The sequence below is a fragment of the Candidatus Nitrosomarinus catalina genome (assembly GCF_002156965.1).
Classification (GTDB): domain Archaea; phylum Thermoproteota; class Nitrososphaeria; order Nitrososphaerales; family Nitrosopumilaceae; genus Nitrosopumilus; species Nitrosopumilus catalinensis.
In genome coordinates, this window is record NZ_CP021324.1 from 1,265,252 (window position 1) to 1,288,751 (window position 23,500).

The 23,500-nt window shown below is 33.2% G+C and carries 26 protein-coding genes; 8 read left to right on the forward strand and 18 right to left on the reverse strand.

Going from position 1 to position 23,500, the window contains the following annotated elements; genetic code table 11:
* Positions 1–38 precede the first annotated feature (38 nt).
* Genes NMSP_RS08635 through pyrB form a run of 4 tightly spaced genes read right to left on the reverse strand, consistent with a single transcriptional unit; the run spans position 39 to position 4,517 of the window.
* Positions 39–1,022 (reverse strand): cupredoxin domain-containing protein, encoded by a 984-nt coding sequence (locus tag NMSP_RS08635; RefSeq protein WP_225971277.1) that lies wholly within the window; start codon positions 1,020–1,022, stop codon positions 39–41.
* 57 nt (positions 1,023–1,079) lie between these two features.
* Entirely contained in the window at positions 1,080–2,804 is a 1,725-nt protein-coding gene (locus tag NMSP_RS08765) for a CFI-box-CTERM domain-containing protein (protein ID WP_318779014.1), read from the reverse strand.
* Positions 2,805–2,825: 21 nt separating this feature from the next.
* On the reverse strand, positions 2,826–3,536 hold the full coding sequence (locus NMSP_RS07695) for an LON peptidase substrate-binding domain-containing protein (RefSeq protein WP_086908191.1): 711 nt from the start codon (positions 3,534–3,536) through the stop codon (positions 2,826–2,828).
* 51 nt (positions 3,537–3,587) lie between these two features.
* Positions 3,588–4,517 (reverse strand): aspartate carbamoyltransferase, encoded by a 930-nt coding sequence (pyrB, locus tag NMSP_RS07700; protein ID WP_086908192.1) that lies wholly within the window; start codon positions 4,515–4,517, stop codon positions 3,588–3,590.
* Positions 4,518–4,558: 41 nt separating this feature from the next.
* Between pyrB and pyrI the strand changes: the two genes are divergently transcribed.
* Complete coding sequence (gene pyrI, locus NMSP_RS07705; RefSeq protein WP_086908193.1) at positions 4,559–5,020, forward strand: aspartate carbamoyltransferase regulatory subunit; 462 nt, start codon at positions 4,559–4,561, stop codon at positions 5,018–5,020.
* Positions 5,021–5,057: 37 nt separating this feature from the next.
* Here pyrI and NMSP_RS07710 read toward each other — a convergent pair whose 3' ends face one another.
* From NMSP_RS07710 to NMSP_RS07730, 6 genes are read right to left on the reverse strand one after another with little or no spacing between them, the layout of a single operon-like run.
* Positions 5,058–5,363, reverse strand: a complete 306-nt coding sequence (locus NMSP_RS07710; RefSeq protein ID WP_192866170.1) for an ATP synthase subunit C — start codon at positions 5,361–5,363, stop codon at positions 5,058–5,060.
* 51 nt (positions 5,364–5,414) lie between these two features.
* On the reverse strand, positions 5,415–5,546 hold the full coding sequence (locus tag NMSP_RS08725) for a hypothetical protein (protein WP_264080393.1): 132 nt from the start codon (positions 5,544–5,546) through the stop codon (positions 5,415–5,417).
* Complete coding sequence (locus NMSP_RS07715; protein ID WP_086908194.1) at positions 5,546–6,178, reverse strand: V-type ATP synthase subunit D; 633 nt, start codon at positions 6,176–6,178, stop codon at positions 5,546–5,548. The genes NMSP_RS08725 and NMSP_RS07715 overlap by 1 nt, the downstream gene beginning before the upstream one ends.
* Before the next feature lie 4 nt (positions 6,179–6,182).
* The gene (locus NMSP_RS07720; RefSeq protein WP_086908195.1) at positions 6,183–7,568 is read right to left on the reverse strand and encodes a V-type ATP synthase subunit B; all 1,386 of its coding nucleotides are present in this window, start codon (positions 7,566–7,568) and stop codon (positions 6,183–6,185) included.
* Positions 7,565–9,343 carry a V-type ATP synthase subunit A gene (locus NMSP_RS07725; RefSeq protein ID WP_086908196.1) on the reverse strand — a complete coding sequence of 593 codons (1,779 nt, stop codon included), beginning with the start codon at positions 9,341–9,343 and terminating at the stop codon, positions 7,565–7,567. Before NMSP_RS07725 ends, NMSP_RS07720 begins: the two co-directional genes overlap by 4 nt.
* Before the next feature lies 1 nt (position 9,344).
* Complete coding sequence (locus NMSP_RS07730; protein WP_086908197.1) at positions 9,345–9,959, reverse strand: V-type ATP synthase subunit E; 615 nt, start codon at positions 9,957–9,959, stop codon at positions 9,345–9,347.
* A 76-nt stretch (positions 9,960–10,035) separates the two neighbouring features.
* On the opposite strand from NMSP_RS07730, the gene NMSP_RS07735 reads away from it, so the two are divergent.
* A complete protein-coding gene (locus NMSP_RS07735) occupies positions 10,036–12,135 on the forward strand; it encodes a V-type ATP synthase subunit I (RefSeq protein ID WP_086908198.1) in 2,100 nt (699 codons plus the stop codon).
* A gap of 23 nt (positions 12,136–12,158) precedes the next feature.
* Here NMSP_RS07735 and NMSP_RS07740 read toward each other — a convergent pair whose 3' ends face one another.
* Complete coding sequence (locus NMSP_RS07740; protein ID WP_086908199.1) at positions 12,159–12,935, reverse strand: sulfurtransferase; 777 nt, start codon at positions 12,933–12,935, stop codon at positions 12,159–12,161.
* 120 nt (positions 12,936–13,055) lie between these two features.
* Positions 13,056–14,624 (reverse strand): ammonium transporter, encoded by a 1,569-nt coding sequence (locus NMSP_RS07745; RefSeq protein ID WP_086908200.1) that lies wholly within the window; start codon positions 14,622–14,624, stop codon positions 13,056–13,058.
* 128 nt (positions 14,625–14,752) lie between these two features.
* On the opposite strand from NMSP_RS07745, the gene NMSP_RS07750 reads away from it, so the two are divergent.
* From NMSP_RS07750 to NMSP_RS07765, 4 genes are read left to right on the forward strand one after another with little or no spacing between them, the layout of a single operon-like run.
* Entirely contained in the window at positions 14,753–15,421 is a 669-nt protein-coding gene (locus tag NMSP_RS07750; RefSeq protein WP_086908201.1) for a hypothetical protein, read from the forward strand.
* Between the two features lie 58 nt (positions 15,422–15,479).
* The gene (locus tag NMSP_RS07755; RefSeq protein WP_086908202.1) at positions 15,480–16,514 is read left to right on the forward strand and encodes a V0D/AC39 family V-type ATPase subunit; all 1,035 of its coding nucleotides are present in this window, start codon (positions 15,480–15,482) and stop codon (positions 16,512–16,514) included.
* A gap of 8 nt (positions 16,515–16,522) precedes the next feature.
* Positions 16,523–16,759: a hypothetical protein gene (locus NMSP_RS07760; protein ID WP_086908203.1), complete on the forward strand. Its 237-nt coding sequence runs from the start codon at positions 16,523–16,525 to the stop codon at positions 16,757–16,759.
* A gap of 33 nt (positions 16,760–16,792) precedes the next feature.
* Complete coding sequence (locus NMSP_RS07765) at positions 16,793–17,449, forward strand: Dna2/Cas4 domain-containing protein (RefSeq protein WP_086908204.1); 657 nt, start codon at positions 16,793–16,795, stop codon at positions 17,447–17,449.
* A gap of 44 nt (positions 17,450–17,493) precedes the next feature.
* Here the strand turns inward: NMSP_RS07765 and NMSP_RS08730 are convergent, their stop codons facing one another.
* Both NMSP_RS08730 and NMSP_RS07770 read right to left on the reverse strand, forming a co-directional pair.
* Entirely contained in the window at positions 17,494–17,622 is a 129-nt protein-coding gene (locus NMSP_RS08730) for a hypothetical protein (RefSeq protein ID WP_264080394.1), read from the reverse strand.
* A 72-nt stretch (positions 17,623–17,694) separates the two neighbouring features.
* Positions 17,695–18,270, reverse strand: a complete 576-nt coding sequence (locus NMSP_RS07770; RefSeq protein WP_086908205.1) for a hypothetical protein — start codon at positions 18,268–18,270, stop codon at positions 17,695–17,697.
* Positions 18,271–18,334: 64 nt separating this feature from the next.
* On the opposite strand from NMSP_RS07770, the gene NMSP_RS07775 reads away from it, so the two are divergent.
* Complete coding sequence (locus tag NMSP_RS07775; protein ID WP_086908206.1) at positions 18,335–18,685, forward strand: hypothetical protein; 351 nt, start codon at positions 18,335–18,337, stop codon at positions 18,683–18,685.
* On the opposite strand, the gene pyrH is transcribed toward NMSP_RS07775, so the two are convergent.
* From pyrH to tmk, 3 genes are read right to left on the reverse strand one after another with little or no spacing between them, the layout of a single operon-like run.
* A complete protein-coding gene (gene pyrH, locus NMSP_RS07780; RefSeq protein ID WP_086908207.1) occupies positions 18,686–19,372 on the reverse strand; it encodes a UMP kinase in 687 nt (228 codons plus the stop codon). It abuts the gene before it with no gap.
* The gene (locus tag NMSP_RS07785; RefSeq protein WP_086908208.1) at positions 19,369–20,604 is read right to left on the reverse strand and encodes an HD domain-containing protein; all 1,236 of its coding nucleotides are present in this window, start codon (positions 20,602–20,604) and stop codon (positions 19,369–19,371) included. Before NMSP_RS07785 ends, pyrH begins: the two co-directional genes overlap by 4 nt.
* Complete coding sequence (tmk, locus tag NMSP_RS07790; protein ID WP_086908209.1) at positions 20,601–21,203, reverse strand: dTMP kinase; 603 nt, start codon at positions 21,201–21,203, stop codon at positions 20,601–20,603. Before tmk ends, NMSP_RS07785 begins: the two co-directional genes overlap by 4 nt.
* 370 nt (positions 21,204–21,573) lie before the next feature.
* Here tmk and hsp14 point away from each other — a divergent pair, with 370 nt between their 5' ends.
* Entirely contained in the window at positions 21,574–21,954 is a 381-nt protein-coding gene (gene hsp14, locus NMSP_RS07795; RefSeq protein ID WP_086908210.1) for an archaeal heat shock protein Hsp14, read from the forward strand.
* Position 21,955: 1 nt separating this feature from the next.
* On the opposite strand, the gene NMSP_RS07800 is transcribed toward hsp14, so the two are convergent.
* Positions 21,956–23,500: an ABC1 kinase family protein gene (locus NMSP_RS07800; protein WP_086908211.1), complete on the reverse strand. Its 1,545-nt coding sequence runs from the start codon at positions 23,498–23,500 to the stop codon at positions 21,956–21,958.

Genomic DNA, 23,500 nt, shown 5'->3' on the forward strand with positions numbered 1-23,500 from the left:
ATGGATACAGTAAAACTAGTAGCACTTTAAATTAAAAATTAATTTTTTCTTAATTGAATGACTTTAACGATTCCAAATGCTGGAAGTCCGATGTACATTCCAAGATTCAATGCAATTACTGACAAACCAAGTCCCAAGACTTCGCTTTCAGTTTCAGCACTTTCCATGATGGATAACGTGCTAATCATTGGAGTCAATCCAGCCTTTACAATTTCTTTAAACACTGGACTTTCACGTTCCATGTCTGCAATTGTTGGACTGAATGAATAGTATGCTTCATTGAATGTTGTCATGAATGCGGATCCTGATTCTGTGTTCATCAACTGGTTGTCACGAATTTCTCTTAACATCTGAACTTGTGGTGCGAGTTCTGAGCCGTATGCTGCTGTTGCAATTAGACAACCGCCGCCTTCTTCGGATGACTCTTGAGGTGCTGCAACTGGTTCATCTACAACTTGTTCAACTGCTGCAAGATTCTTCATGACTTCTTCAACTTTAACTGGTTCATCTACAACTTCTTCAATAATTTTTTCTTCTACAACTTTTTCTTCAGTGTGAGTTTCTTTTTCTGGATGAGCTTTGTCTCCTCCTTCTTGTACGATAATTGTTCCTTGCATCCAAGGATGAATCATATCAAAATAAGTAAATTCTCCAACATTTTCAGGAGTCCATTCTGCAGAAGCACCTGGCTCTAACATTCCTGAATTAAATTCTGTACCAATAACATCATCTGATGGAGAGCCTGAAGTGAATGTGTGTTTAACGTTATCTGTATTTGAGAATATTATGAGGCTGCCGACATATACTGTGACAGTATTAGGACTGTAACATCCTTTATCAGTTAATTCACAACCTGGACCAGAACCTGAACCTGATACTGGAGTAATTGTAACTTCATGATGGTCTGCAAAAACAGGATGTATAGGATGAAGATAATCTGCATAACCTGTTGGTGACATTGCAATCATTCCAGCTACAAAAGTAAATAATAGAAAAATTGAGCCAATTGCTTTAGTCTTCATAAAGAGATTACTCTCATGGATACATAAAAACTTCTCTAGGATTATCAAAAACTTTTTCTAATTTTTTCTTAATTGAATGACTTTAACGATTCCAAATGCTGGAAGTCCGATGTACATTCCAAGATTCAATGCAATTACTGACAAACCAAGTCCCAAGACTTCGCTTTCAGTTTCAGCACTTTCCATGATGGATAACGTGCTAATCATTGGAGTGATTGCAATCTTTACTGCTTCTTTGAAGTATGGATTTTCACGCTCGTAATCAGCTATAACTGGTGAGAATGAATAGTAGACGTCGTTGAACATTCCCATGAATGCAGTTCCAGATTCTGTGTTCAGTAATTGGTTGTCACGAAGTTCTCTGAGTTGTTGAACTTGTTGTGACATCTCAGAACCATAAGTTGCAGTAGCTATCAGACAACCTCCATCTTCTTCAGATGACTCTTGAGGTGATGCAACTGGTTCATCTACAACTTGTTCAACTGCTGCAGATTTCTTTTCTCCAAATGTTTTATCAAAAACAACAAAAGCAAATTCTGTTTCTTGTCCAGTATTTCGAATATTTTCAAATTTAACTATTGTAGGTCCTGTCTGACCTTCAGAAAATGTGAACTTTTCAAAATCTCCACCTACTTCAGCGTTATCACTTACACGATGAAGTTCTTTGTTGTTTTGAACAATTACAAATGTGTAATCAGAAAGTCTCATTGGTGAATCAGTATAACTATCTCTAATAGTGAAAACAAAATTAGTTGGAACTCCAACCTCGATATCCTTAGGATCCCATGCTAAATTGACTTTGAATTCCTCACTTGCAGTATAGGCAATTAAAGGAAATTTGGTTTCTTCACTTGCAGATAATTTAAACTCAATTTTGTCAGGTAATGGTTGTTCTAATTCACGCATCTCATTTTTCAAATAACGAAGATGATCTTGCAGTAAAACAAAATGAACAGTACGTTCATCATCATAAGTATAGTCATCTACAGTAACTGAAGATTTGAATAATTTGATGTCATTTACATGGCCAGTGTAACTAGGACTCAAAAATTCTTCAAAATCTTTTGGAAACTGTGTTTCAACATGAATAACATTCACGTGAGACATTTTACTTTCATTCCAATCAAATGGCATTTCAAAAGTTACTTCTTTTTTATCAGAATCATATTGAAAATTTGAAATTGAATCAAAATATGATTTTGTACCAAATTCTACATCTTGATTATTTTGATCTTTTTGTGTAAAAGATTTGGACTCGACAATGGTTAAATCAGCAGTATACACACCAGAATCCTCTATGATGTTTGTGGGCTCATCAATAGTTCTAATCTCAATTTCAAAGGTGTACAATCCTCCTGAATTAAAAATTGGACCTGTGATTTCTACGGGATTGGATTCAGTACCATACCATGCTCCAAGTAATGAATCCTTTTCTCCTACAATTGTAATATCCCCATCATTTGTTGGTGTAACAGTAATTGGTAAAATTCCATCTTCGGCGAAAAAGTAATTTCTCAATATCATTTCATCTTTGTAAAAAATTCCAATAAGATATGTCACATTATTTACATTTTCATCAGTTTCATTATCTGTTGCAGTAATTGTAATTTGCTCCTGTTCATTTTCAAAATACATTGGCATTTCTATAGAAACAGAAAATTGTTTTTCTTGAATATTTATTGAAGAAATTGTGTCAATTCCTAAACCATGTCCGTAAACACTACTTGCTGGAAATAACAGGCAAAAGATGATTGAAAAAATAAAAATTTTTTTTATTGACAACGTTATTCTCCAATTATAGACCTATTTTACTGTCAGTAATTCTTTGGTCGTTTCAATAAGATCTTCCATAGTTGTTGCTTCTAAAAGCGGTTGAAGTTCATTAGGATCCTTTGCACCAAGTGCTGCTAGAGAGTAAATATAATCAATAGTTGGGGAATCGCTAGTTAGATAGTATTGTTCTAAAACATGATCTAGGGCATGAGATTCAACAATTTGCGGTAAGGCCTGATGAATAATTTTCTTTTTCCATAATTCAATTAATGACTTCCATCGTACTAAAGAAATATTTTCATCAATTTCAGGGATCAATTCAACTTCAGCTTGTATGTACATTTTTTCTTGAGTACCAATTTCCTCATGAATTTTTGATATTTCTTGATGACCCTCAACTGAAAGTGGATCATAATTATCAGGTTGGGAAAGGACAGGTGGAATAATTTTTTTTATTCTAAACGAATTTCTGCCCATTGTTTCAATATGAAGTTGTAATCCATCAAGTTCAACATCCTCACATTTACTAATTTTGGCAATTGTTCCAACTAATTTTGGAGAATTCCATCCATTAACTGAATTTTGTTCATCAATCAAACAAACACCAAATTGGCCATCACCAAGCATGCAATCATCTACAAGTTGTTTGTATCGAGGCTCAAAAATCCTAAGAGGTAGTTCCTGTCTAGGAAACAAAACTAAGTCTAATGGAAAAATTGGAATAATTTTTTTTTCACTCATTTAATCATCTTTTTCGGTTTCTAAATATATGGAATACGGAAGGTGAAGAAATTAGAATCCATTTTCATTTAATGTTAGACCTAACAATGTAGCACGGGTATATTTTCCATATTCAGCTTGTTGGAAATATTTAGCATTTTTTGTTTTATCAACTTCAGTAGAAATTTCATCAATTCTAGGCAATGGATGTAAAATAATTGAATCATCCTTCATTTGATTAACTAAATCTTGTCCAACTACATAACTGCCCTTTACTTTTAGATATTCTTCTTCATCTGGAAACCTTTCTTTTTGAATTCGTGTTACATACAAAACATCTAGTTCATCAATATGATCCTCAAGTTTAGTAGATTCAGTAAAGTCAATATTCTTTTTAATGTCATAAGTTGAATCAGATCTAATTCTCAAAGACTCTGGTGAAATTAAGCGAACATCAACATCATAGTTACCTAAACCATACAATAGTGAGTAAACTGTTCTTCCATATTTCAAATCTCCAACAATACCAATTTTTAATCCATCAATCTTTTTCTTTTCTTTTTTGATTGTATACAAATCTTGAATTGCTTGAGTAGGATGTTCTTCAGTACCACTACCAGCATTAATTACAGGCTTGTCTGAAATCTCTGAAGCAAATCTACTTGAGCCATCCAAAGTATGTCTCAAAACAAGAATATCTGAATAAATAGACATTATTTTTACAGTGTCTGCGAGACTTTCACCTTTTTGAGTTGATGAAGATGAAATGTTTGAAATTCCTAAGGAGTTGCCTCCAATTGATGCCATTGCAGAGTCAAAACTTAGACGTGTTCTAGTACTCGGTTCATAAAACAAATACCCCAAAGTTTTTCCTTTACAAATTTCTCGTCTTTGAGATGAATCTAGTTGAATCATCTTATCTGTTGATGTAAAGATTTTTTCTAATTGATCCTTGCTAAAATCCTTAATTGAAATAATGTCCTTGTTGTAGAATTCATTCATTCTTTCAATAATATATACAAGTGACTATACAAAGTATTCTGATGGAACAGTCTGAACTAATGGTTCGACGAATCAAAGAAGGCACAGTTATTGATCATATTGATGAAGGGAAGGGCCTACAGGTTCTCGATGCCCTAAGAATTGATGGTCAGGACGGCAGTTTGATCACTTTAGCCATGAATGTTCCAAGTGGAAAATCAAAGAAAAAGGACATAATCAAAGTAGAAAATAAATTTCTAAAAGATGATGATACAAACAAGATTGCAATAATAGCCTCTAAAGCAACAATCAATATTATAAAAAATTACAAATTAATTGAAAAAAGACGAGTTGCACTTCCAAATGAAATTGATAAAATATTTCGTTGTACTAATCCCGATTGCATTACAAACAGTACAGAGCATATCGAATCAATAATGGATGTGATTGACAAAGATGGTATGGTTCTCAAATGCAGATATTGTGCAAGAATATTAGATGTAAGTAAAATAAAATACAATTAGAAAATAAAATTAAAAATTGAAAAGTTTGTAGTAAGGACTATTGTCCTAAGATGATAAACATCATAACTATACCGTAGATTGCGATTGATTCGACCATACCTACGAAGATGAATACTTTTGATTGCAATGCTGGGTTTTCACTGATTACTGCAAGACCTGCTGCACCGACTTGACCTAAGCCGATACCTGCACCAAATGCTGCAAGACCAAATGCTAAACCTGCACCAAGAATTTTCAATGATCCATCACTTGATGCACCATCTTCTTGTGCATATGCTACACCAGTTGATCCGATAACTGAAATTACTGCTGCTGCCAAAAGTAACAAGACAATAGTTTTCATTGTAAATTGGACTCGATAGATTCCTTATTTAAATCATGATAAGAATTTGAATTAAATTTTGGATAGTGTTTTCTTTTTAAAACTAGATAGATCATCTTTGATAGATTTTGAAAAATTATCTTTATCCTGATCTAAAGATTTCTTGGAATCTTCAATTAGTTTTTTTATTTCTTCTTTAGCCATTATTTCCTACTCTCCATCTTAGCCTTCACTTTTTTTAACTTTGCGAATTCTTCTCTTTCTCTTTCTTCAAGAGTAGCAAGAATAAATCTAATTTTATGTTGATATTGAGGAATAATTACATTTTCTAGTGCATTTAGCAGTTTTTGTGTTTTTTCTAGTGCTTTTGCAAGGCTAAAAATAGAATTTTCATATTCTGCAGCTTTACAAATTTTTGGCAATAATTCTTTGATTTGTTTTGCCCCTCTATCAATTGAGGAATTAGTATCTGCAAATCCATAAGGCATTGATTTTGTATCTTTTTCAGTTACTGACAATGCAGGAATTTTAACATCAACAACTCTTCTAACATTTACATCAACTTCCATTACAGGAGGAGTAGACTCTGCAACAGAATCAACAGTATTGGTGCCTAATGCCAGATATGCTTCATTAACAGATTTGTAAATATCTTGTAATGGATCCCAAATTCCCCCTCTAGCTTTTGAAGCCTCTTCAATCATTTCTTCAATATTTTTTAACAAAACTTTACGTTTATCATCTAAAATACCCTGTACCATTACAGCAACTTGACTTGATTTTTTGTATTTGAAAAGTTCAATTTTTGTAGCAGCGACATTTTGTCCAAATGACATTTTATTATTCGCCCTGATAATATTTTTCTACGTGCTTATCTTTGATTTTAGTAATCTCGTTCTTTGGTAATTTTGAAACAATCTTCCACAAGATTGCAAGTGTTTCTTCAATTGTTCTATTTTCATCAGTTGCTTGTGAAAGGAATTCTTTTTCAAAGACATCACCAACATCCATGTATTTCAAATCAATTTCAGTTAATCCTGCTTTACCTACAATTCCTGCTAATGCTCTAACTTCTTGTGCTCTTGAATAAGCGTCATAAACTTGGTTAGCAACTTCAGCATGATCATCTCTTGTACTTCCTTCACCAATTCCGTCTTTCATTAATCTACTAAGACTCATCAAAATATTGATTGGTGGATATACGCCTTGTCTGAATAAATCTCTACCAACTACTACTTGACCTTCTGTAATGTAACCAGTAAGATCAGGAATTGGGTGAGTAATATCATCAGATGGCATTGATAAAATTGGAACTTGTGTTACACTTCCTTTTTTACCATTTAGTTTACCGGCTCTTTCATAAAGAGTTGAAAGGTCAGTGTAAAGATAACCAGGATATCCTTTTCTTCCAGGAACTTCCTCTCTTGCTGCACTAATTTCTCTTAATGCTTCTGCATAGTTTGTCATATCTGTAAGAATAACTAAAACGTGCATTCCCAATTCAAATGCCAAATACTCTGCAACAGTTAATGCTACACGAGGAGTGATAATTCTTTCAATTGCAGGATCATCTGCTGTATTCAAAAATAGAACACTTCTTTTTAGTGCACCAGATTCTTCAAGACTTTTTCTAAAGTATTCTGCTTCACTGTATTGCACACCAATTGCTGCAAAGACTACAGCAAAATCATCATCAGTACCAACTACTGATGCTTGTCTTGCAATTTGTGCTGCTAGTAAGTTGTGTGACATACCAGAACCTGAAAAGATTGGAAGTTTTTGTCCCCTTACAAGAGTAATTAATCCATCAATTACAGATACACCAGTTTGAATGAAATCTTTAGGATATTCACGTTGTTCTGGATTCATTGGTTCACCGTTAATATCAATAAATTTATCAGCAATTGGATCAGGTAATCCATCTTTTGGTCTTCCTAATCCATCAAAGACTCTACCAAGCACTTCTTTAGATACTGGCATTTCCATAACTTTACCAACAAATTTTGCATTGGTTCCAGAAATAGATAATCCAGTAGTTCCTTCAAAGACTTGGACGATTGCTTTTCCGTTTCCAACTTCAAGAACTTTACCTAGTCTTCTTTCACCATCATTAGTTTCAACTTCTACAAGTTCGTCAAATGCTGCATTTTCTACATCATCAACAACTACGAGAGGTCCTTTAATTTCAGCAATTTTGCTGTATTGAACTCCGCCTTCGGTGGTCAATTTGTTACTTTCACTCCTGAAATATTTTTGAATTGTTCTTTCATATCGTTTTCTAGTTGATCAAGTTTTGGCATCTCATCATCTTTGATATCCATTCTTGCTTTAAGCAATGATGTGACAACAGGTAATTCACGAATTGAAGCAAGTGATGCTCCTTCTTTAAGAGATTGTTGACCTTGTTTGTAGAAATCAACAACTAATTTCAATAATTTGAATTGTTTCTCTGGACTACAGTATGTATCAACATCATCAAATGAGTTTTGTTGAAGGAGACCAATCTTTACCATTCTTGCAATTTCTAAGATGAGTTTTTCCTCATCAGGTAATGCATCTGGACCTAAGAGTTTTACAATTTCTTTTAGAGTATCTTCTCTTTGTAAAATTCCATAAGCTTCATTTCTAATTCCAAACCAATCTTCACTGATATTTTCACCCCACCATTTTGCAATATCGCCAAGATAACCAGAGTAACTGTTCATCCAGTTAATTGATGGATAGTGTCTAGAGTAAGCAAGTTTTGCATCTAATGCCCAGAAAGTTTTGATAAATCTCATTGTATGTGTTGTAACTGGTTCTGTAAAGTCACCACCAGATGGTGAAACAGCACCAATCAAAGTTACAGAACCATCACGGTCTGGACTTCCAGCTGCTCTAACACGACCTGCTCTTTCATAAAATTCTGCTAATCTAGATGCAAGATAAGATGGATAACCTTCTTCTGCTGGCATTTCTTCTAATCTACCACTCATTTCTCTTAGTGCTTCAGCCCATCTACTTGTTGAATCTGCTACAAGAACTACGTCTTTACCCATATCTCTGTAATATTCTGCAATTGTAACTCCGGTGTAGATACTTGCTTCTCTTGCTGCTACTGGCATGTTACTAGTATTTGCAACAAGGACAGTTCTATCCATTAGAGGTTTTCCACTTCGTGGATCTTTAAGATGTGGGAATTCAACTAATACTTCAGTCATTTCATTTCCTCTTTCTCCACATCCAATGTAAACAACAACTTGTGAGTTAGCCCATTTTGCAATTTGGTGTAATGTGACAGTTTTTCCAGTTCCAAATGCTCCAGGAATTGAACCAGTTCCTCCTTTAGCAATTGGGAAGAATGTATCAATTACACGTTGTCCAGTAAGTAATGGAACTGTTGCGTCATATCTTGTGTTATATGGACGTGGTTTTCGTACAGGCCATTTATGATACATTTTGAGTGGAACGTTTTGACCGTCTTTTTCAACAGTTGCTAATTCAGTTTCTAAATTATAATCTCCTTCAGATACGAGATTTGAAATTTTTCCGCCAGGGTGGTTTGGTGGAACCATAATAGAGTGTTCAATAAGATCAGTTTCTTGAACAGTTCCAATTACATTACCTGGTAAAACTTCATCGCCATTACTTGCAGTTGGAACAAAGTGGTATGTCTTCTCCATATCAACAGGAGTTGTGGTAATACCTCTACCAATGAATGATCCAGATGCTTTTGATAATTCTTTTAGTGGTCTTTGAATTCCGTCATAAAGTTGTCCAATAATTCCTGGACCTAATAATACACTAAGTGGGTTTCCGGTTCCAATTACTGGTTCACCTGGTTTTAATCCACTAGTTGATTCATAAACTTGAATAAATGCTACATCTCCAGTTAGTCTAATTACTTCACCGACTAATTTTGAATCTCCAACTGTGACAGTTTCATACATTTTGGCATCAGCCATTCCATCAGCTCTAACTGCTGGACCGCTTACCCATACAATTCTGCCTTGTGCTGTCATCTTATTCTTTTACCCCGAATTTTGTTGCAATTTCTTTCCTAATTAAAGGCTTTAATCGATCGATCTTTGCGTCAATAGTATTATCGAATTTCATAGCTCCATCTTTAGATTGGATTTTAACACCACCAATGCATTCAATTGTTTCTGATGATAATTCAGAACCAGCAAAACTACCCAAAGTTGATTGAACTACATCACGATCTTTAGAGTTTGTAAATACTGTAACTTCAGATGTTCCTAAGACTTTGGTGGATTCATCTAATAATGATTTAATGAGATTTGCATAATCGCCACTGCGATCAGAATTTGAAATTTCTTCTACTGCTTTTGTGAAAACTCTAGAAACAGCGTCTTCAACGGCTAAAAGTTGTTTATTTCTGGCGTCAATGTCAGAACTTCCAACTATTTGTTTTTCTAGTTTGTCTGCCTCTTTTCGTCCATCTGCAACAATTTTGTCATATTCATCCTCTAATTTAGTCACAGAATTGTCAAGAGTTTGATGAGAATCGCTAAGTGCTCCATCTAAATTGGACAATACATCCTGTTCAGTCTGATCGAGAATTTTGTCAATCGTCTTTTCAAGAGAAGAATTTGCCAATATCACGCGTTTACTCATAATAGATTTTAATGTTTGGAAAAGAAAATTCTGTTGAGAAAGATATTAAAAACTAAGAAATTTTCAGAGGATTAACTTGGCAATAGCTGATCTGAAACTCGGAAGTATAATTTTACCAAGATCTGAGTCGCCAAAAGCCATTTCTAGATTAACTGAATTTGAATGGTTTCACAAAATTGATACTGATAATGATACAGTAACTCCAGAAATTGATGATTTATTGTTAGAGGCCCAAAAAACATATCAATCCATTGACGATGTAATCAAAGGCCTAGGAGTTCCACCTATGGTAGGAATTCTTGAGATTATGTTCAAAGGAACAATGATCAAAAAGAAAGACTATGAAGTTGGTGAAATTGAAGACATGGTAAATGACTTGATTAAAAGAACACCATCAATAATTGATGAACCTGCCAAACTTTTAGAAGAGCAAGCAGATACAAAACGCTCACTTGAAGAATATACATCACTTAAAGAAACATTAGAAGTTGCAAAGAAGCTAAACATTGATCTTTCAGGATTTGGATTAATGAAATATTTTTACACAAATCTATTTGTTGTTGATTCAAAAGATTATGAGGAAATCAGCAGAGCATTAGAGGGTATTACATTTTACAAATATGATTTAGCACTTAAAGAAAAATCTGCAATTTTAGTAATTGCCAGTGTTGAGGATTCTGATAAAGCACTCAAAGTACTCAGAGGTTTTAATGCAAATCCATTTTCCATTCCTGAAGGAATTCCTCAAGTTCCATCTGAAGCATATTCAATGGCTGAGGCTAAAATTAAAGAATTAACTGCAAAGCAATCAACACTTTCAAAACAAGTTGCAAAAATTACAAAGAAAATTAGACGTGATATTTTAGCAATTCATGAGGAGGCTCAAGTTGCAAAAGATGTACTTGAAACATTAAGGAAACCAGGTGGAACCAAAAACTTTGCAGTAATTCAAGGATTCATTCCAGTAAAGATGGAAGAGAAATTTAAGAATGCAACAAAACAATGGATGTCTGTATCTGAAGACATTACAGATCCTAAATTAAAAGAACAAGTTCCAACTCTATTTGATAACAAGAAATTTGTTAGAACATTTGAAGTAATTACAGAAAGTCAGGGAATTCCAAGAAAAGGAGAAGCTGACCCAACACCTATGATTGCTTTGATGTGGCCAATTTTCTACGGATTAATGTTTGCAGATGTGGGTCACGGATTATTGTTAATGGGAATGGGATTATTATTCAAATTCAAAGGACAAGGTAATCTTTCAAGATGGGGAATGCTAATTGCAATCTCTGGAGCATCAGCAGCTATTGCAGGTGTTGGAGCTGGTGAAGCGTTTGGGTTCCACCTAGATCATATGGGACCATTAGAAGGATTGTTAGAAAAAGGAGGAGCTTTACATTCAGTAAGTTGGCTTGTAGGAATTATCAGTGTTGCAGAATTAACATTTGATCAAGTAATCAATATTCTAAAAGTATCATTATTCATCGGAATTGTACATTTAGTTTGGGCAATGGTTCTACATGTTAAGAGATTAGCTCAAGAAGGTAAAAAATTCGTAATGTACATGGAAGCAATTCCAAACATCACACTATACGGCGGAATTGTAGTAATTATGATGTGTGCAATTGGTGCAAACTATGATGTAATGAACATGTATTCTAAAGTGCATACAGAAGCAGTTCCTTGGGTAACAGTATTCTTAGGAGATTGGGCTCAAGTTTGGATTATCTCAAGAATTGCAGTAATTATCGTACTTGTATCAATGACAATGATGATGATTGGAGGAATTATGCATGCAAAGAAACATCCTGAAGATGGAGGTTCTGCAGCAAATGTCGTAATGGAAGTTTTCCTAGGAAAAACAGTAGAAGCGTTAGCTCACACAATCAGTTATGCCAGACTTGGAATTATGTTACTTGTGCATGCTGCGTTATTGATGACAGTTAACAATGCATTTAATTCTCTAGGAGGAATGGAATCAGGTGCAGCAATGGCAATGATCATTGGAGGAAACTTGGGAATTATGATGATTGAAGGATTAATTGTATACATCCAGTCACTCAGATTGCACTTGTATGAATTCTTTACAAAATGGTACAATGGTGGTTCACAACCATTTAGACAAATTAGACCAGAACTAATTTACAACCAATTCATCTGGAAGAAAAAATAAATTTTTAAAATTAATTTCAGAACTTATTCTTCTACAGCAAGATCCATATTATTTCCCCATTCACCCCAAGATCCCAAATAGACTTTGACATTTTGAAATCCAAGTTTTTTTAAAACTAAAAAAGAATTGGCAGCTCTATACGCACCTTGGCAATAAGTAACAATTTCAGAATCTTTTGGAAAGTCATACATTTGAGATAATTCATCGTCATTTTTGAAAGTACCATCTTCAGAGATATTTTGATTCCAATCAATATTGATGGATCTAGGAACATGACCAGTTTGAGCAGCTCTGACTATACTTCCATCATATTCACCAGTAGAACGAGCATCAATTATTTTCAAATTGTCAAGATTGTCTCTAATATGTTCAAATCCAGTAATAATATCGGGATTGATTTTTCCTAAGAAATTTGATGGTTTGAAATTATTTGCTTTTGTTTCAATGGACAAGTTTTCTTTTTTCCATTTTGTAATTCCTCCATCTAGCATAGAGACATTTTGATGTGAAAAATACATCAACATCCATACACCTCTTGCTGCAAGCATTCCAGAGACAGAATCATAAAAGATAACTTTTTTTTCAGAAGTAACGCCAAGAAATGAAAATAGTTTTCTTGCTTGATCATTAAAATTCTCAATTCCCTTTTTTGTTGTATCAATCCAATGAAATGCAAACAAGTCCAAATGAACTGCTCCTGGAATATGACCTTCAGAATATTCTTTGAAAGAGCGGGTGTCAGCAATAACAACATCAGGGTTATCTAAAATTGAATTTAATTCAGATGTGGAAATCAACATAAATTTGATTAAATATTGAAATGTAAATTCATTTGGTTTTGTTCATGAAAATTTTAGGAAAATCCATTACACACAGTGTAAGGGACAATTAAATAAAAAGAAGAAAAAAGGGTGTTTTTTCTATTCGTTTACGTATGCTCTTTCGCCATGTTGTGCCAAATCGAGACCAATCTCCTCTTCTTTTGGAGTGACTCTGATTCCGCCAGGCCAAACGGCATCCATTACTTTTAGAATTACAATGGTTACACCAAATGCATATCCTATGGATACTAATGCACCTATGATGCTGATTGCTTGCTGTTCCATTCCTTCTGCGGTGCCAGTCCATGCTCCGATACCGTCTCCAGTATCCCAAACGTGTGGGCTAGCTAATGTACCAGTCAAAATTGCACCTGTAAGACCACCCATTCCGTGTATTCCCCATACATCTAATGCGTCGTCCCATTTGCGTGCGTTCTTGAATGCTACACATGCATAACAAACTGTTCCAGCGGCAATTCCCAAAATAATTGCAGCCATTGGACCTACCCAACCTGAAGCTGGTGTGATTGTTACCAATCCTGCTACTGCTCCTGATGCGGCTCCTACAATACTTGGTTTTCCTGTATGTGCCCAAGACATGAGCACCCAAGTAACTGCAGCCATACCAGTTGCGGTATTTGTAACAGTCCATGCGCTGACGGTAATGCCGTCTACCATTACTTCACTACCTGCGTTGAATCCAAACCATCCAAACCAGAGTATTCCTGTTCCGAGGACTACCATTGGGATGTTGTGTGGTTCCATTGGGACTTTGCCATATCCAAGACGTCTGCCTAGGACTAAAGCTCCGGCCAATGCCGCAAATCCTGAAGAAATGTGTACTACAGTACCACCTGCAAAGTCTAATGCGTAGGATGGTGAAAGATCTGGATCGAGGTCTAATGATCCTCCTCCTATGTATCCGCCTCCCCAGACCCAGTGTGCTATTGGGTCATAAACGAAGGTTCCCCATAAGAGTACGAATATCATCAATGCGCTGAATTTGATTCTGTCAATCAAACCACCAATAATGAGTACTGGGGTGATGATTGCAAAGGTTCCCTGGAACATTGCAAAGAGTTGGTGAGGTACTGTACCAGGCCAACTTTGACTACAATAGTCTCCGTCCTTAAATTCATTCATCTGATAAGCTGCAGACCACGTGTCAGCACATGCGCCTAGTTCACCTATCGGTGCCCAAGCAGATACCATGTTGAAGCCAACATAATCCAAGTTACCCATGAACATATTTGCGTCAGAATCAATTCCGCCAAATGCTAGTGAGTATCCCCATAGAACCCATTGTACTGACATGAGACCCATTACAATTAGGGTCATACCAAGTACGTTGACGATGTTCTTTGATCTGGCTAATCCGCCATAAAAGAAACCGACTCCGGGTGACATGAGTAGTACCATTGATGTTGCTGTGAGCATCCAGGCTGTATCACCTGTGTCTATAAGACAAGGTAAATCTGGAACTCCATCATCATCACTATCGTACCAACATTCGTTAGGATTACCAGTGTAGATACCACTGGTTCCTGCGACGTATCCGTCCATACCATCATCAACGCTTTGTGCAAATGCTGTTGACATTGCACCAGTTGCTGTGATAGATACTGCGGCTACAAGTAATAGAGCATACTTGTAGTTTCTAGAATTCATTAAATTTTAACGAAATTGAATATTATTAAAGCATTGAAGACCTTAAAATTAATCAAAAAGTAACTTATTATATAATAAAATATTATGATAGTAACATAGAAAATGAAATTTATGTTAAAGGTGATTAAATGAAGGGAAAGTCAAAAGGGAAATTAGCAATTTTTGATACATTCAAGACTAAAGATAACGATCTAACAGGAGAAGCAAAAAGACAAAGAGCAATCATCACAATTCTTGGAAGTGGTGGAAATCCCGCTGAAAGAACAAGAACTGGTATTTCACAAAAAATTGCAAAAAAGCAAGAAATTGCTTGGAAAAATATCTATTCTGGAATTTTCAGAGATCTAGATGAAATTTTACTCCCTATGGAGATCGCAGAAGAAGATGGCAGATTACCACTAAAAAGAGGACCTAAAGCATTACAAGAAAAAGGAATTCCATATTATCATTTAACAAAAAAAGGAATTCTAGTTGGATTAGCAATTAATGGAATTGAAAATATGCCATTACAGTTAAAAGAATTTTTTTCAATATCAGATTCAAAAGATAAAGAGTTTGAGAAAATTTTGATGAAATTCATGACTAATAGTCCAAATTTCACCTATTCAATTTTTCAGAAATATGTAAAAGCATTTTGTGAAGATAAAATTGAGGAATTATTACCATTTGATCTTACAAAATTAAAGGAATTATCAGATGAAAGTCTAGTTATTCAAAAAGAAATTCTTACAGCATTTTTGAAATTTACAAATCCTGAAAAAAAGGAAGCAACCGCATTTTTAGATAAAATTGGGTAAAAATTCATCCCAATTGAGATCGCCAAACATTAAAATCCGTAATTCATGACGCTTCATTATGGGCAAAAACGTCTATGCATCTGTTAAATCATACAGTCAAAGAGGAAAATTACTCAATAGATCCGATTTTCAGACATTAGCTGAATCAAGAGATCTTGAAGAATTAATGACCAGAATTAAAAATACAATTTATGGTGATGCAGTTTCAGATGTTCAAAAACCATACACATCACAAGGAATAGAATCAGGCCTACGAGGACATTTAGCAGATGTACATTATTCAATTGCTAAAACAGCCGGAGATTCACCAATTTTAGATGCATATTACATGAAATTCATTGTATCAAATTTGAAGTTAATTTTGAAAGGAAAGGTATTAGATAAATCACAAGAAGAAATTGAAACTCACATCAACTTACATGCTGAAGAACTTATCAAACAAAGAGACATCATAATCAAAGCACTAGTTTCCAAAGATCTTGAAGAAACAGTTGCCAGTTTGAACTCTGTACAATTTGGTGAAGAAATTTCAAAAGCAGCAGCATTGTACAATGAACAGAAAAATCTTCAGATTTTTGACACTTATTTTGATAAAATTTTATATCTTCAGTTAGGTCGTGCTTTAAAAAATACCAGAGACAGAGACGTGATAAAATTAGTTGGAATGGATGTTGACTTCTATAATCTTCTAAGTGTAATTAGAGGAAAATTATGGGGTTTGGAGGAAGCACAAATTCAAGATTTGATTGTTGCACAAACAGCAACAATTACAAAAGAATTGTTGGGAAGAATGATTTCTGCTGCATCAATTAGAGATGCATTTGGTGAATTAACAAATACAAAATATAAGAATTTGATTTCTCAAAATGAAAATGAATTAGATGCAGTAGCTGAATTTGAAAGAGCATTTGAAATGGCACTTTACAACGCATCAACTAGATCATTTTCAAAAATGTTTAGTTTTGCAACAATTGTGGGAATTACAAAATTGACCTCATTTGAAGTTAGAAACTTGGCAGCAATTGCATATGCAGTAGAACAAAAAATTCCTACTGAAGTAACAATGTCGAAATTAATCGTGCAAGAAGAATAATTTGTAAAATGATTAGATTCCCTAAAAAGAAAAACGATATTTCAACAGAGACCATGATTAATACAATTTGGGTTAGTACCTTCATGGGTATGATTTTCTCATTACCGCCATTAGGGATTTTCTTAGGGATTTACTTTGGTACAGGAAATTTAGTAATTGGAGCAGTTTTAGGTTTTGGAATCCATTTTGTAACGTTAGCATTTGCAAGTAAAATCTCTAAATTTTTAACTCAAATAATGAGCTAAAGTATAAGAGGGCAAAAAACGAGGTAATTTATCATGATGGGAGATCGAGATTTTAGAGCAATTATTCAAAATTCCTTGGATTCAATTGGAAGGGAATTACAATTAGACATAGATTCAGAAAATCTTCAAACTATTCATTTACAAGAAGTTGTTCAGTGTTTAAGACGCTCATATTTTGACCGAATTGACCCTCTAGAAATAGAAAGAAGGGGATTCAATGAACTTCTATCAGGATTATTAAGAAAACAAAAGTATGGAAGTGAACCTAAAGAATTCGAAATTGGAGATATCAAACTAAAAGGAGAAACAGACATGCTCGTTGATGATATTGTACTAATTTTTAGATCAGCAGAAAAAGAAATAGAAAATCCACTTGCAAATGATGTCCTATATCTTAATGCATGTCTATGGATATATGATAAACATGATGGAATTATTGTATATGTTAGTGGAGATAGAAAGGAAACAACATTTTCTGTCACACGAAGTAAGAAAATGTTTGAAGAAGTCATTAGAAGAGTAAGAGTACTAAATAATCTTCTCAAAGAACAAAAAGCACCAATTTTAGAACCGTCAACAGAATGTTCTGAATGTCAATATTTTGAAAGATGTTTTATGAAAAAGAAGAATAGTAAACATGTCGACATTGGAGAAATGTTAGGTTTAGGAAAATTCGGCGGCAAAGATTAGTTAAAGAAATTAAAAATATTGCAAAGGAAAATTCCTTTGTTGGATTAATCTAGTGGTTCAGGGTGTCCTTTACCACGAAGAGCGAAACACACTACTGCTAGTGCGATTGCTACACCTGCTGCGGCGCCATAAGCTGCCATTCCTGCTTCTGCCATTTGATAAAAAATAACCATACGTCCTTTTATAACATATATCAATAATTTTTTTCTAAAAACATATTATCATAATTATAAGATTTTATGATACTATCTAAAGAATTCAAATGGAACTGTATTTTCTTGTCCACTTGTCATTGAGCTTAGATTAAAGTAAACAGTTCCATAAACCCACCATTTTGCGCTACCGGATTCACCATTCTCATATTCAGATTGCAATGAATCCCATAATTCACTTGAAGAAGCAGTATTTTTTATCACCATTTTCTTTTTTAGAACAATTGAATTATCACCTAATAGTGTGTAGTAATTTGAACCAAATTCTACCATTCCTTCAGGTCTACTACCAATAGTTCCACCAGCAAGTTGCTCGTAACTAGAGAAACCAGTTTCAAATAGATTATAATCCATAGTTTGTACAATTACAGCTCTAGGATTTGGATTAAAAATTTCAAATGCTATTTCAATTGTAGCTGAACGTTCATTTATTTTGGTTACAGAAAGATCAGCTAACTCAACTTGTAGTAATTCAATAGTTGGAGCGTTTTCAACAGAATTATTATTTCCCTGACTTGGAGCCTGCATATCAGGTCCAACCAATACAATTGCGCCTAAAATTCCAACAATAGTTAAAACTGCTGCAAAAACGAAAACTTTAGGATTCATACTAATTTACCTCAAATATACCAAATATTAGATAGTTATTATACCATTCCAGAAGGGGAAAATTATGCAATATTTTCAAGCTGTTCAAAAAGGAAAACAACGAGCAAGCAAATCACAAATGAAAATGTTTGATGTTGCTGGATTTTCAATGTTAACTTTAACAACCAAAAAAATTGATGGAAAATTCTTTCCTGTAGGAGAAGAAGAGTTTACAGCTGTTATTGAATCAGAAGATGGACATGTTGCGGTAATTGTAGATAATGATGGCTTTACTAAGGCTCAGTCAAAGGCAGTGGAAAAAGAAGAAGCTATTTCCATATTCAAAAAACTCATGGATTCAGGAATCCCCGAATATTCAAAAAATGAAATTCAAATTTGGTCTCAAACTAGACCTACAATACAAAACCAAGTTTAATTATTTTTTAGAAGGTAAGATAATTTCAGTTCCTACTTTTCCACCTTTAATGGCTTTTTCAATAATTTTTGGTTCTGCTTTTAAAATCCTAGTTTTAATTTTAGAACGTTCTATTATTTTTAGAGCAACTATATCCATCAAATCATATCCTCCAGCTACAGAATCCTCATGAACCAAAATATTTTTCAGATTTTTCAGTTCAATGCTTTTGAATTTTTTTGCTTTTTTGAATTTATTTGGATCCATATCATAAACGCCATCAACATCAGTTGCATTAAGAAATTGTTCTGCTTTAATTTTTTCAGCAATTAATGCAGCTGTACCATTAGTACTTTGACCTGGATGTAAACCTCCAGCTACTACAATTAATCCATCATTAACTGCGTGTTTAACTTCTTGTAAAGTGGTTGGAGGGTGTGAATATGCTTTATTTTTTAGTGCATAAATTAACAATTTTGCATTAAGTCTTGAAATTTCAATTCCTAGTTCATCTAATGTTGATTCATCAGCATCAAAATTTCTGGCATGTGAAATATAGTGTCGTGCAATTACTCCACCACCAGCAATTACGACTGGTTGGCAAAATTTGCTAATTTTTATTAGAAAATCAGCGTATTTTTGGATAATTTTGGCATTGTCCATACCAAAAACTCTTCCAGATAGTTTTATCACAATTTTTTTCTTCATTCTAAATCACCTAGTATCGATTTTGCTGCAATTTCAACTTTTTTCCTGTATTTATCATGAGTGTAGATTCTAAGTATGTTCATAAAGCCTGAAATGGCTGAAACCACTGGTATTTCTGAAATTGGGAGTTCTTTTGCAGATGCTTTTCCATTTTCTGTAGAAATTAATGTTATTGACTTGGATTCATTTTTTGATGGTGCAAGTGGGATAGAGGGAGTGACAGAACTGTCAACATAGATTTCATTTTCATCAATATGAGATTTCTTTGAAATTTCAAGGCGTAATTCATCTGTCCTAGTTTTTTTCAGATTTTTTTGGCTTGTAAGAATTCTCTCAAATACACATTTGAGTAATTTCCTATTTTGATAATCCTCAGCTAATTTTTTGGCTTTTTTGAGTTTTGAAGATTTAGATGAAATGATAGATGATAAAACAAATTCATCTGTTAATTCTACATATTCATTTAGATTAAAAGATGTAAAACCAAATTCATCATCAGATAATCTTAATGCTTGGATTAACATGACTTCTGCAGCACGAACTGTTTTATGAAAATATACTGCTTTGAACATCTGATATCTAGAATGCATCATAGATTCAAAAGAATACAATGCTGAACGTTCTAATGCAATTTTTTTCTTATGTACACTAAGTGACTGTGTAATTCTTTTGTGATCAACCTTTGCATGTTCAGCTCCAGTGAAATAACCATCTCTAAGTAAATAATCCATCATGTCTGCACTTAACGCCCCAGAGACAATTTCATTGAGATATTGAAATTTTGATTCTCCAAAAGCGATTTGTGCAATTAGTTTTTTATCAAATCCAGTTTTAGATAAAATATCACCAATTTCAGATTTTAAAATTATTTTTTTACCAAAATCCTCATGAGAAATTTTTTTTTCTTGAATTATTTCTTCAAATAAATGAGAGAAAGGTCCATGTCCTATGTCATGTAAAAGACTTGCTAGGCGTAAAATCTGAACATCGTCAGAATTTAGAAATTCCTTCTCATTTAATGCAAATCCTGCTTCAGTAGCAATATGCATAACACCAAGTGAATGTTCAAATCGACTATGCTGGGCAGAAGGGTAAGTCAAATGTGCTCCAGAAAGTTGTTTGATACGTCTTAATCTTTGAAAAAGAGGACTATCAATTATCGGAAGCTCATAATCATATACACGAATAAAATCATGAATTGGATCAATAATGTCTAAGTAATTTTTTTTCATATTCCCAGTTTCTTTGAAAATGCTTTGACAATTTCTTCATGAATTTCTAATTTAGTTTTTGATGCATCAATGATTTTCCAATGTTTTTTCTTTGCAGTAGTACGATAAAGTTTAGATATTTTTCTTGAAAATTGTTCATTTTTTTCAAATTCATCTCTCTTCATAATTTTTCCTTTTTCATTTCGAGGTGAACGTGAAAAAGATTCTTTCTGTGTAACATCAAGTAATATTACAAGATCAGCTTTTGGTAAACCATCATCGAGACTTTCAAGCCATTTTTGTTTTAAACCATTTGCTAGCCCATAAACTAAGTTAGATTGGTAATATCTATTCATTATCAAAACAGAATTTTTTTCTTTTGATTTTATTATTTCATCAAATTTTTCCCATCTATTAGCTGCTAAAAGACAATGAATTACTTGTGGGGGAAATTTACGTTTTCCATCTAGATACTTTCTAATTTCTTTACCTATTGGAGTTTCATAATCAGGAAAATGAAATAATTTTGTTTTGATTTTTTGTTTTCTAAGAAATTTTTGTAATAAAACTGACTGAGTCAATTTTCCTGCCTGATCTCCACCTTCAATGACAATTATCATAAGCTATCCAAACAGAGGAATTAATTGATTAAAAATCTATCAAGACAATGATATGTGTGATGATATCAAATCAATAATTTATCAAAATAATCAGGCATAAATTCAAGATTTAAAACAAATGAATCAAAAATCAAACTATGTCTTGTACTCATACTTTCAAAAATAAAGAAAATCACATGGTTTGTTCAAAGTGTGGCTATATCCGAGAATTCACTAAACCATCCATAAAACCAAAAATTCTGGTAATTAGCCTATTAATCTCTGTAATGATTGTAGGGGGTGTTTTCGCACTCTCATTATTTTCCTAAAAATTAGTTTTGATAAATAATCAGTCAAGGTTTATATCTAAAAATTTACCACTTATGACAAAATGGGATTAATGAAAGAAATGATGAAAGAAATTGGAAACAAATCTAGAGAATTTTATGAATTTGTTTTACCGCCAATAGATATGCATCTAACTGATGAAAATCTTAAAGTGGTAATCGATATTCCAGGATTTTCAAAAAAAGATATCAAACTAACTTTATGCGGCGATATTCTTTCTATAAAGGCTAAAAAAGTTATGGATGAAAAAGATTCAAAAACATTAATTTCAAATCAGCGACCAAACATGATTAATAAAAAAATTAGATTGCCAATTGAAATTAAAGAAGGTGAAGAAAAAATTGAATCAGCAAAATATGAAGATGGTGTTTTAGTGTTGGTAATTCCAGTAACTAAAAAATCAAAAAATATTACAATTGAATAATCTAATATTTTCGTAGTAATGCAGATATTCCCATAATAATACCAGAACTAATCATTCCAATTGTTCCAAAATATTCATTTGATTGAAATAATAACACAGAACCAATGAAAATAGCAGAAGAAAAAATACTTCCACTAATCAACACAACTGGTTTACGTTTTTTCATATATACTTCAACTTCATTCATTAGTTTCTCCATATCTGAACCAACTCTCAAAGTTGAATTGATTGATTTTAGAAAACTATCAAAAGAAATTTTTAATTCTTCAAGATATGCACCTGTGATTAAATTTTCTTGTTCTAAAATATTTTTTAAAACTTTTAAAAATTTAAAATCAACGTCATGTGTTTTGTAAATTCCTTCAATAATTGAAGCCATTCTCAAATATAATGCCAAATTTTTTGGTAAGATAAATGGAAATTTACTCATAGTTTTATTTGCTAATTCCATCAAACTTTCCACTTCCATTTCATCAGGTTTATCACCATGCATAGAACGAATTGATAATTCAATTCCTTTTTCAATTACCGATCTATTGTAATCAGGAGTTAACATTTTGAGATCATCCATTGCAGAAACTACTCTTGAGGGATTCTTTTCCACTAGTGCAAGATACAATCGGATTAAATTAATTCGTGTTTTGTTATTTATTCTTCCAACCATTCCATAGTCATATAGAATTAATTTTCCTTCATCAGTAACTGAAATATTTCCTGGATGCGGATCTGCATGAAAAATTGAATGTTTCAAAAGCATTGTGAAAAAAATCTGATGAACGTCAATGACTAATTGTTGTCTATCGATGTTTTTTTTATCTAGGGCTTCTACATTTGTGACTTTAATTCCAGGCAAATATTCCATGGTAAGTACATTTTTTGAAGAAAAGTCATCAAAAACTGAGGGTACAATTACCTTAGAATTGTTTGCCATATCATTTTTAATTTCTTTAAGATTTTTGGATTCATTAGTATAATCTAATTCTTCATGAATTGTTTCAATGAATTGTGAGAGCATTGTTTTGGCTGAGTATCTTAAATTTGAATCAACAAATCTTAATGCCAATGGCAGTATTTTTTTTAGAATTTTAAGATCTTTTTCAACTACTTTTTCAATTCCGGGTCTTTTTACTTTAATTACTATTTGTTGACCAGAAATTGACCCTCTATACACTTGTCCTAATGATGCTCCTGAAATAGAAGTTGGATCAATATTATCAAATTTTTCATTTATCAATCCAATATCTTTTTCAATTATTGGTTTTACTTGTTCAAAAGGAGCAGCAGGTACACTATCTTGTAATTTTGATAATTCTTGTAAATATGGTTGTGGTAAAATATCTGCTCTAGATGATAACCATTGTCCTAATTTTATGTAAACTGGCCCCAATGAAATAAAAGTTTCAAGAACTTTAGTTGCATTTTTTTTAAATTGAGTTGGATCAATTTCATTTTTATTTTGATTGATCCATTTCTTTCTGTCTTTACGCAATGCCAAAATAGATGGCAAAAGTTTAATCAAAATTTTTACGGTTCTAATGGCATACAT

Excerpts from the sequence above, each read along its gene's own strand:
- NMSP_RS08635 (WP_225971277.1), bottom strand. The coding sequence starts at position 1,022 with ATGAAGACTAAAGCAATTGGCTCAATTTTTCTATTATTTACTTTTGTA.
- NMSP_RS07695 (WP_086908191.1), bottom strand. The coding sequence starts at position 3,536 with ATGAGTGAAAAAAAAATTATTCCAATTTTTCCATTAGACTTAGTTTTG.
- pyrB (WP_086908192.1), bottom strand. The coding sequence starts at position 4,517 with ATGAATGAATTCTACAACAAGGACATTATTTCAATTAAGGATTTTAGC.
- pyrI (WP_086908193.1), top strand. The coding sequence starts at position 4,559 with ATGGAACAGTCTGAACTAATGGTTCGACGAATCAAAGAAGGCACAGTT.
- NMSP_RS07710 (WP_192866170.1), bottom strand. The coding sequence starts at position 5,363 with ATGAAAACTATTGTCTTGTTACTTTTGGCAGCAGCAGTAATTTCAGTT.
- NMSP_RS08725 (WP_264080393.1), bottom strand. The coding sequence starts at position 5,546 with ATGGCTAAAGAAGAAATAAAAAAACTAATTGAAGATTCCAAGAAATCT.
- NMSP_RS07715 (WP_086908194.1), bottom strand. The coding sequence starts at position 6,178 with ATGTCATTTGGACAAAATGTCGCTGCTACAAAAATTGAACTTTTCAAA.
- NMSP_RS07725 (WP_086908196.1), bottom strand. The coding sequence starts at position 9,343 with ATGACAGCACAAGGCAGAATTGTATGGGTAAGCGGTCCAGCAGTTAGA.
- NMSP_RS07730 (WP_086908197.1), bottom strand. The coding sequence starts at position 9,959 with ATGAGTAAACGCGTGATATTGGCAAATTCTTCTCTTGAAAAGACGATT.
- NMSP_RS07740 (WP_086908199.1), bottom strand. The coding sequence starts at position 12,935 with ATGTTGATTTCCACATCTGAATTAAATTCAATTTTAGATAACCCTGAT.
- NMSP_RS07745 (WP_086908200.1), bottom strand. The coding sequence starts at position 14,624 with ATGAATTCTAGAAACTACAAGTATGCTCTATTACTTGTAGCCGCAGTA.
- NMSP_RS07750 (WP_086908201.1), top strand. The coding sequence starts at position 14,753 with ATGAAGGGAAAGTCAAAAGGGAAATTAGCAATTTTTGATACATTCAAG.
- NMSP_RS07755 (WP_086908202.1), top strand. The coding sequence starts at position 15,480 with ATGGGCAAAAACGTCTATGCATCTGTTAAATCATACAGTCAAAGAGGA.
- NMSP_RS07760 (WP_086908203.1), top strand. The coding sequence starts at position 16,523 with ATGATTAGATTCCCTAAAAAGAAAAACGATATTTCAACAGAGACCATG.
- NMSP_RS07765 (WP_086908204.1), top strand. The coding sequence starts at position 16,793 with ATGATGGGAGATCGAGATTTTAGAGCAATTATTCAAAATTCCTTGGAT.
- NMSP_RS08730 (WP_264080394.1), bottom strand. The coding sequence starts at position 17,622 with ATGGTTATTTTTTATCAAATGGCAGAAGCAGGAATGGCAGCTTATGGC.
- NMSP_RS07770 (WP_086908205.1), bottom strand. The coding sequence starts at position 18,270 with ATGAATCCTAAAGTTTTCGTTTTTGCAGCAGTTTTAACTATTGTTGGA.
- NMSP_RS07775 (WP_086908206.1), top strand. The coding sequence starts at position 18,335 with ATGCAATATTTTCAAGCTGTTCAAAAAGGAAAACAACGAGCAAGCAAA.
- pyrH (WP_086908207.1), bottom strand. The coding sequence starts at position 19,372 with ATGAAGAAAAAAATTGTGATAAAACTATCTGGAAGAGTTTTTGGTATG.
- NMSP_RS07785 (WP_086908208.1), bottom strand. The coding sequence starts at position 20,604 with ATGAAAAAAAATTACTTAGACATTATTGATCCAATTCATGATTTTATT.
- tmk (WP_086908209.1), bottom strand. The coding sequence starts at position 21,203 with ATGATAATTGTCATTGAAGGTGGAGATCAGGCAGGAAAATTGACTCAG.
- hsp14 (WP_086908210.1), top strand. The coding sequence starts at position 21,574 with ATGGGATTAATGAAAGAAATGATGAAAGAAATTGGAAACAAATCTAGA.
- NMSP_RS07800 (WP_086908211.1), bottom strand. The coding sequence starts at position 23,500 with ATGTATGCCATTAGAACCGTAAAAATTTTGATTAAACTTTTGCCATCT.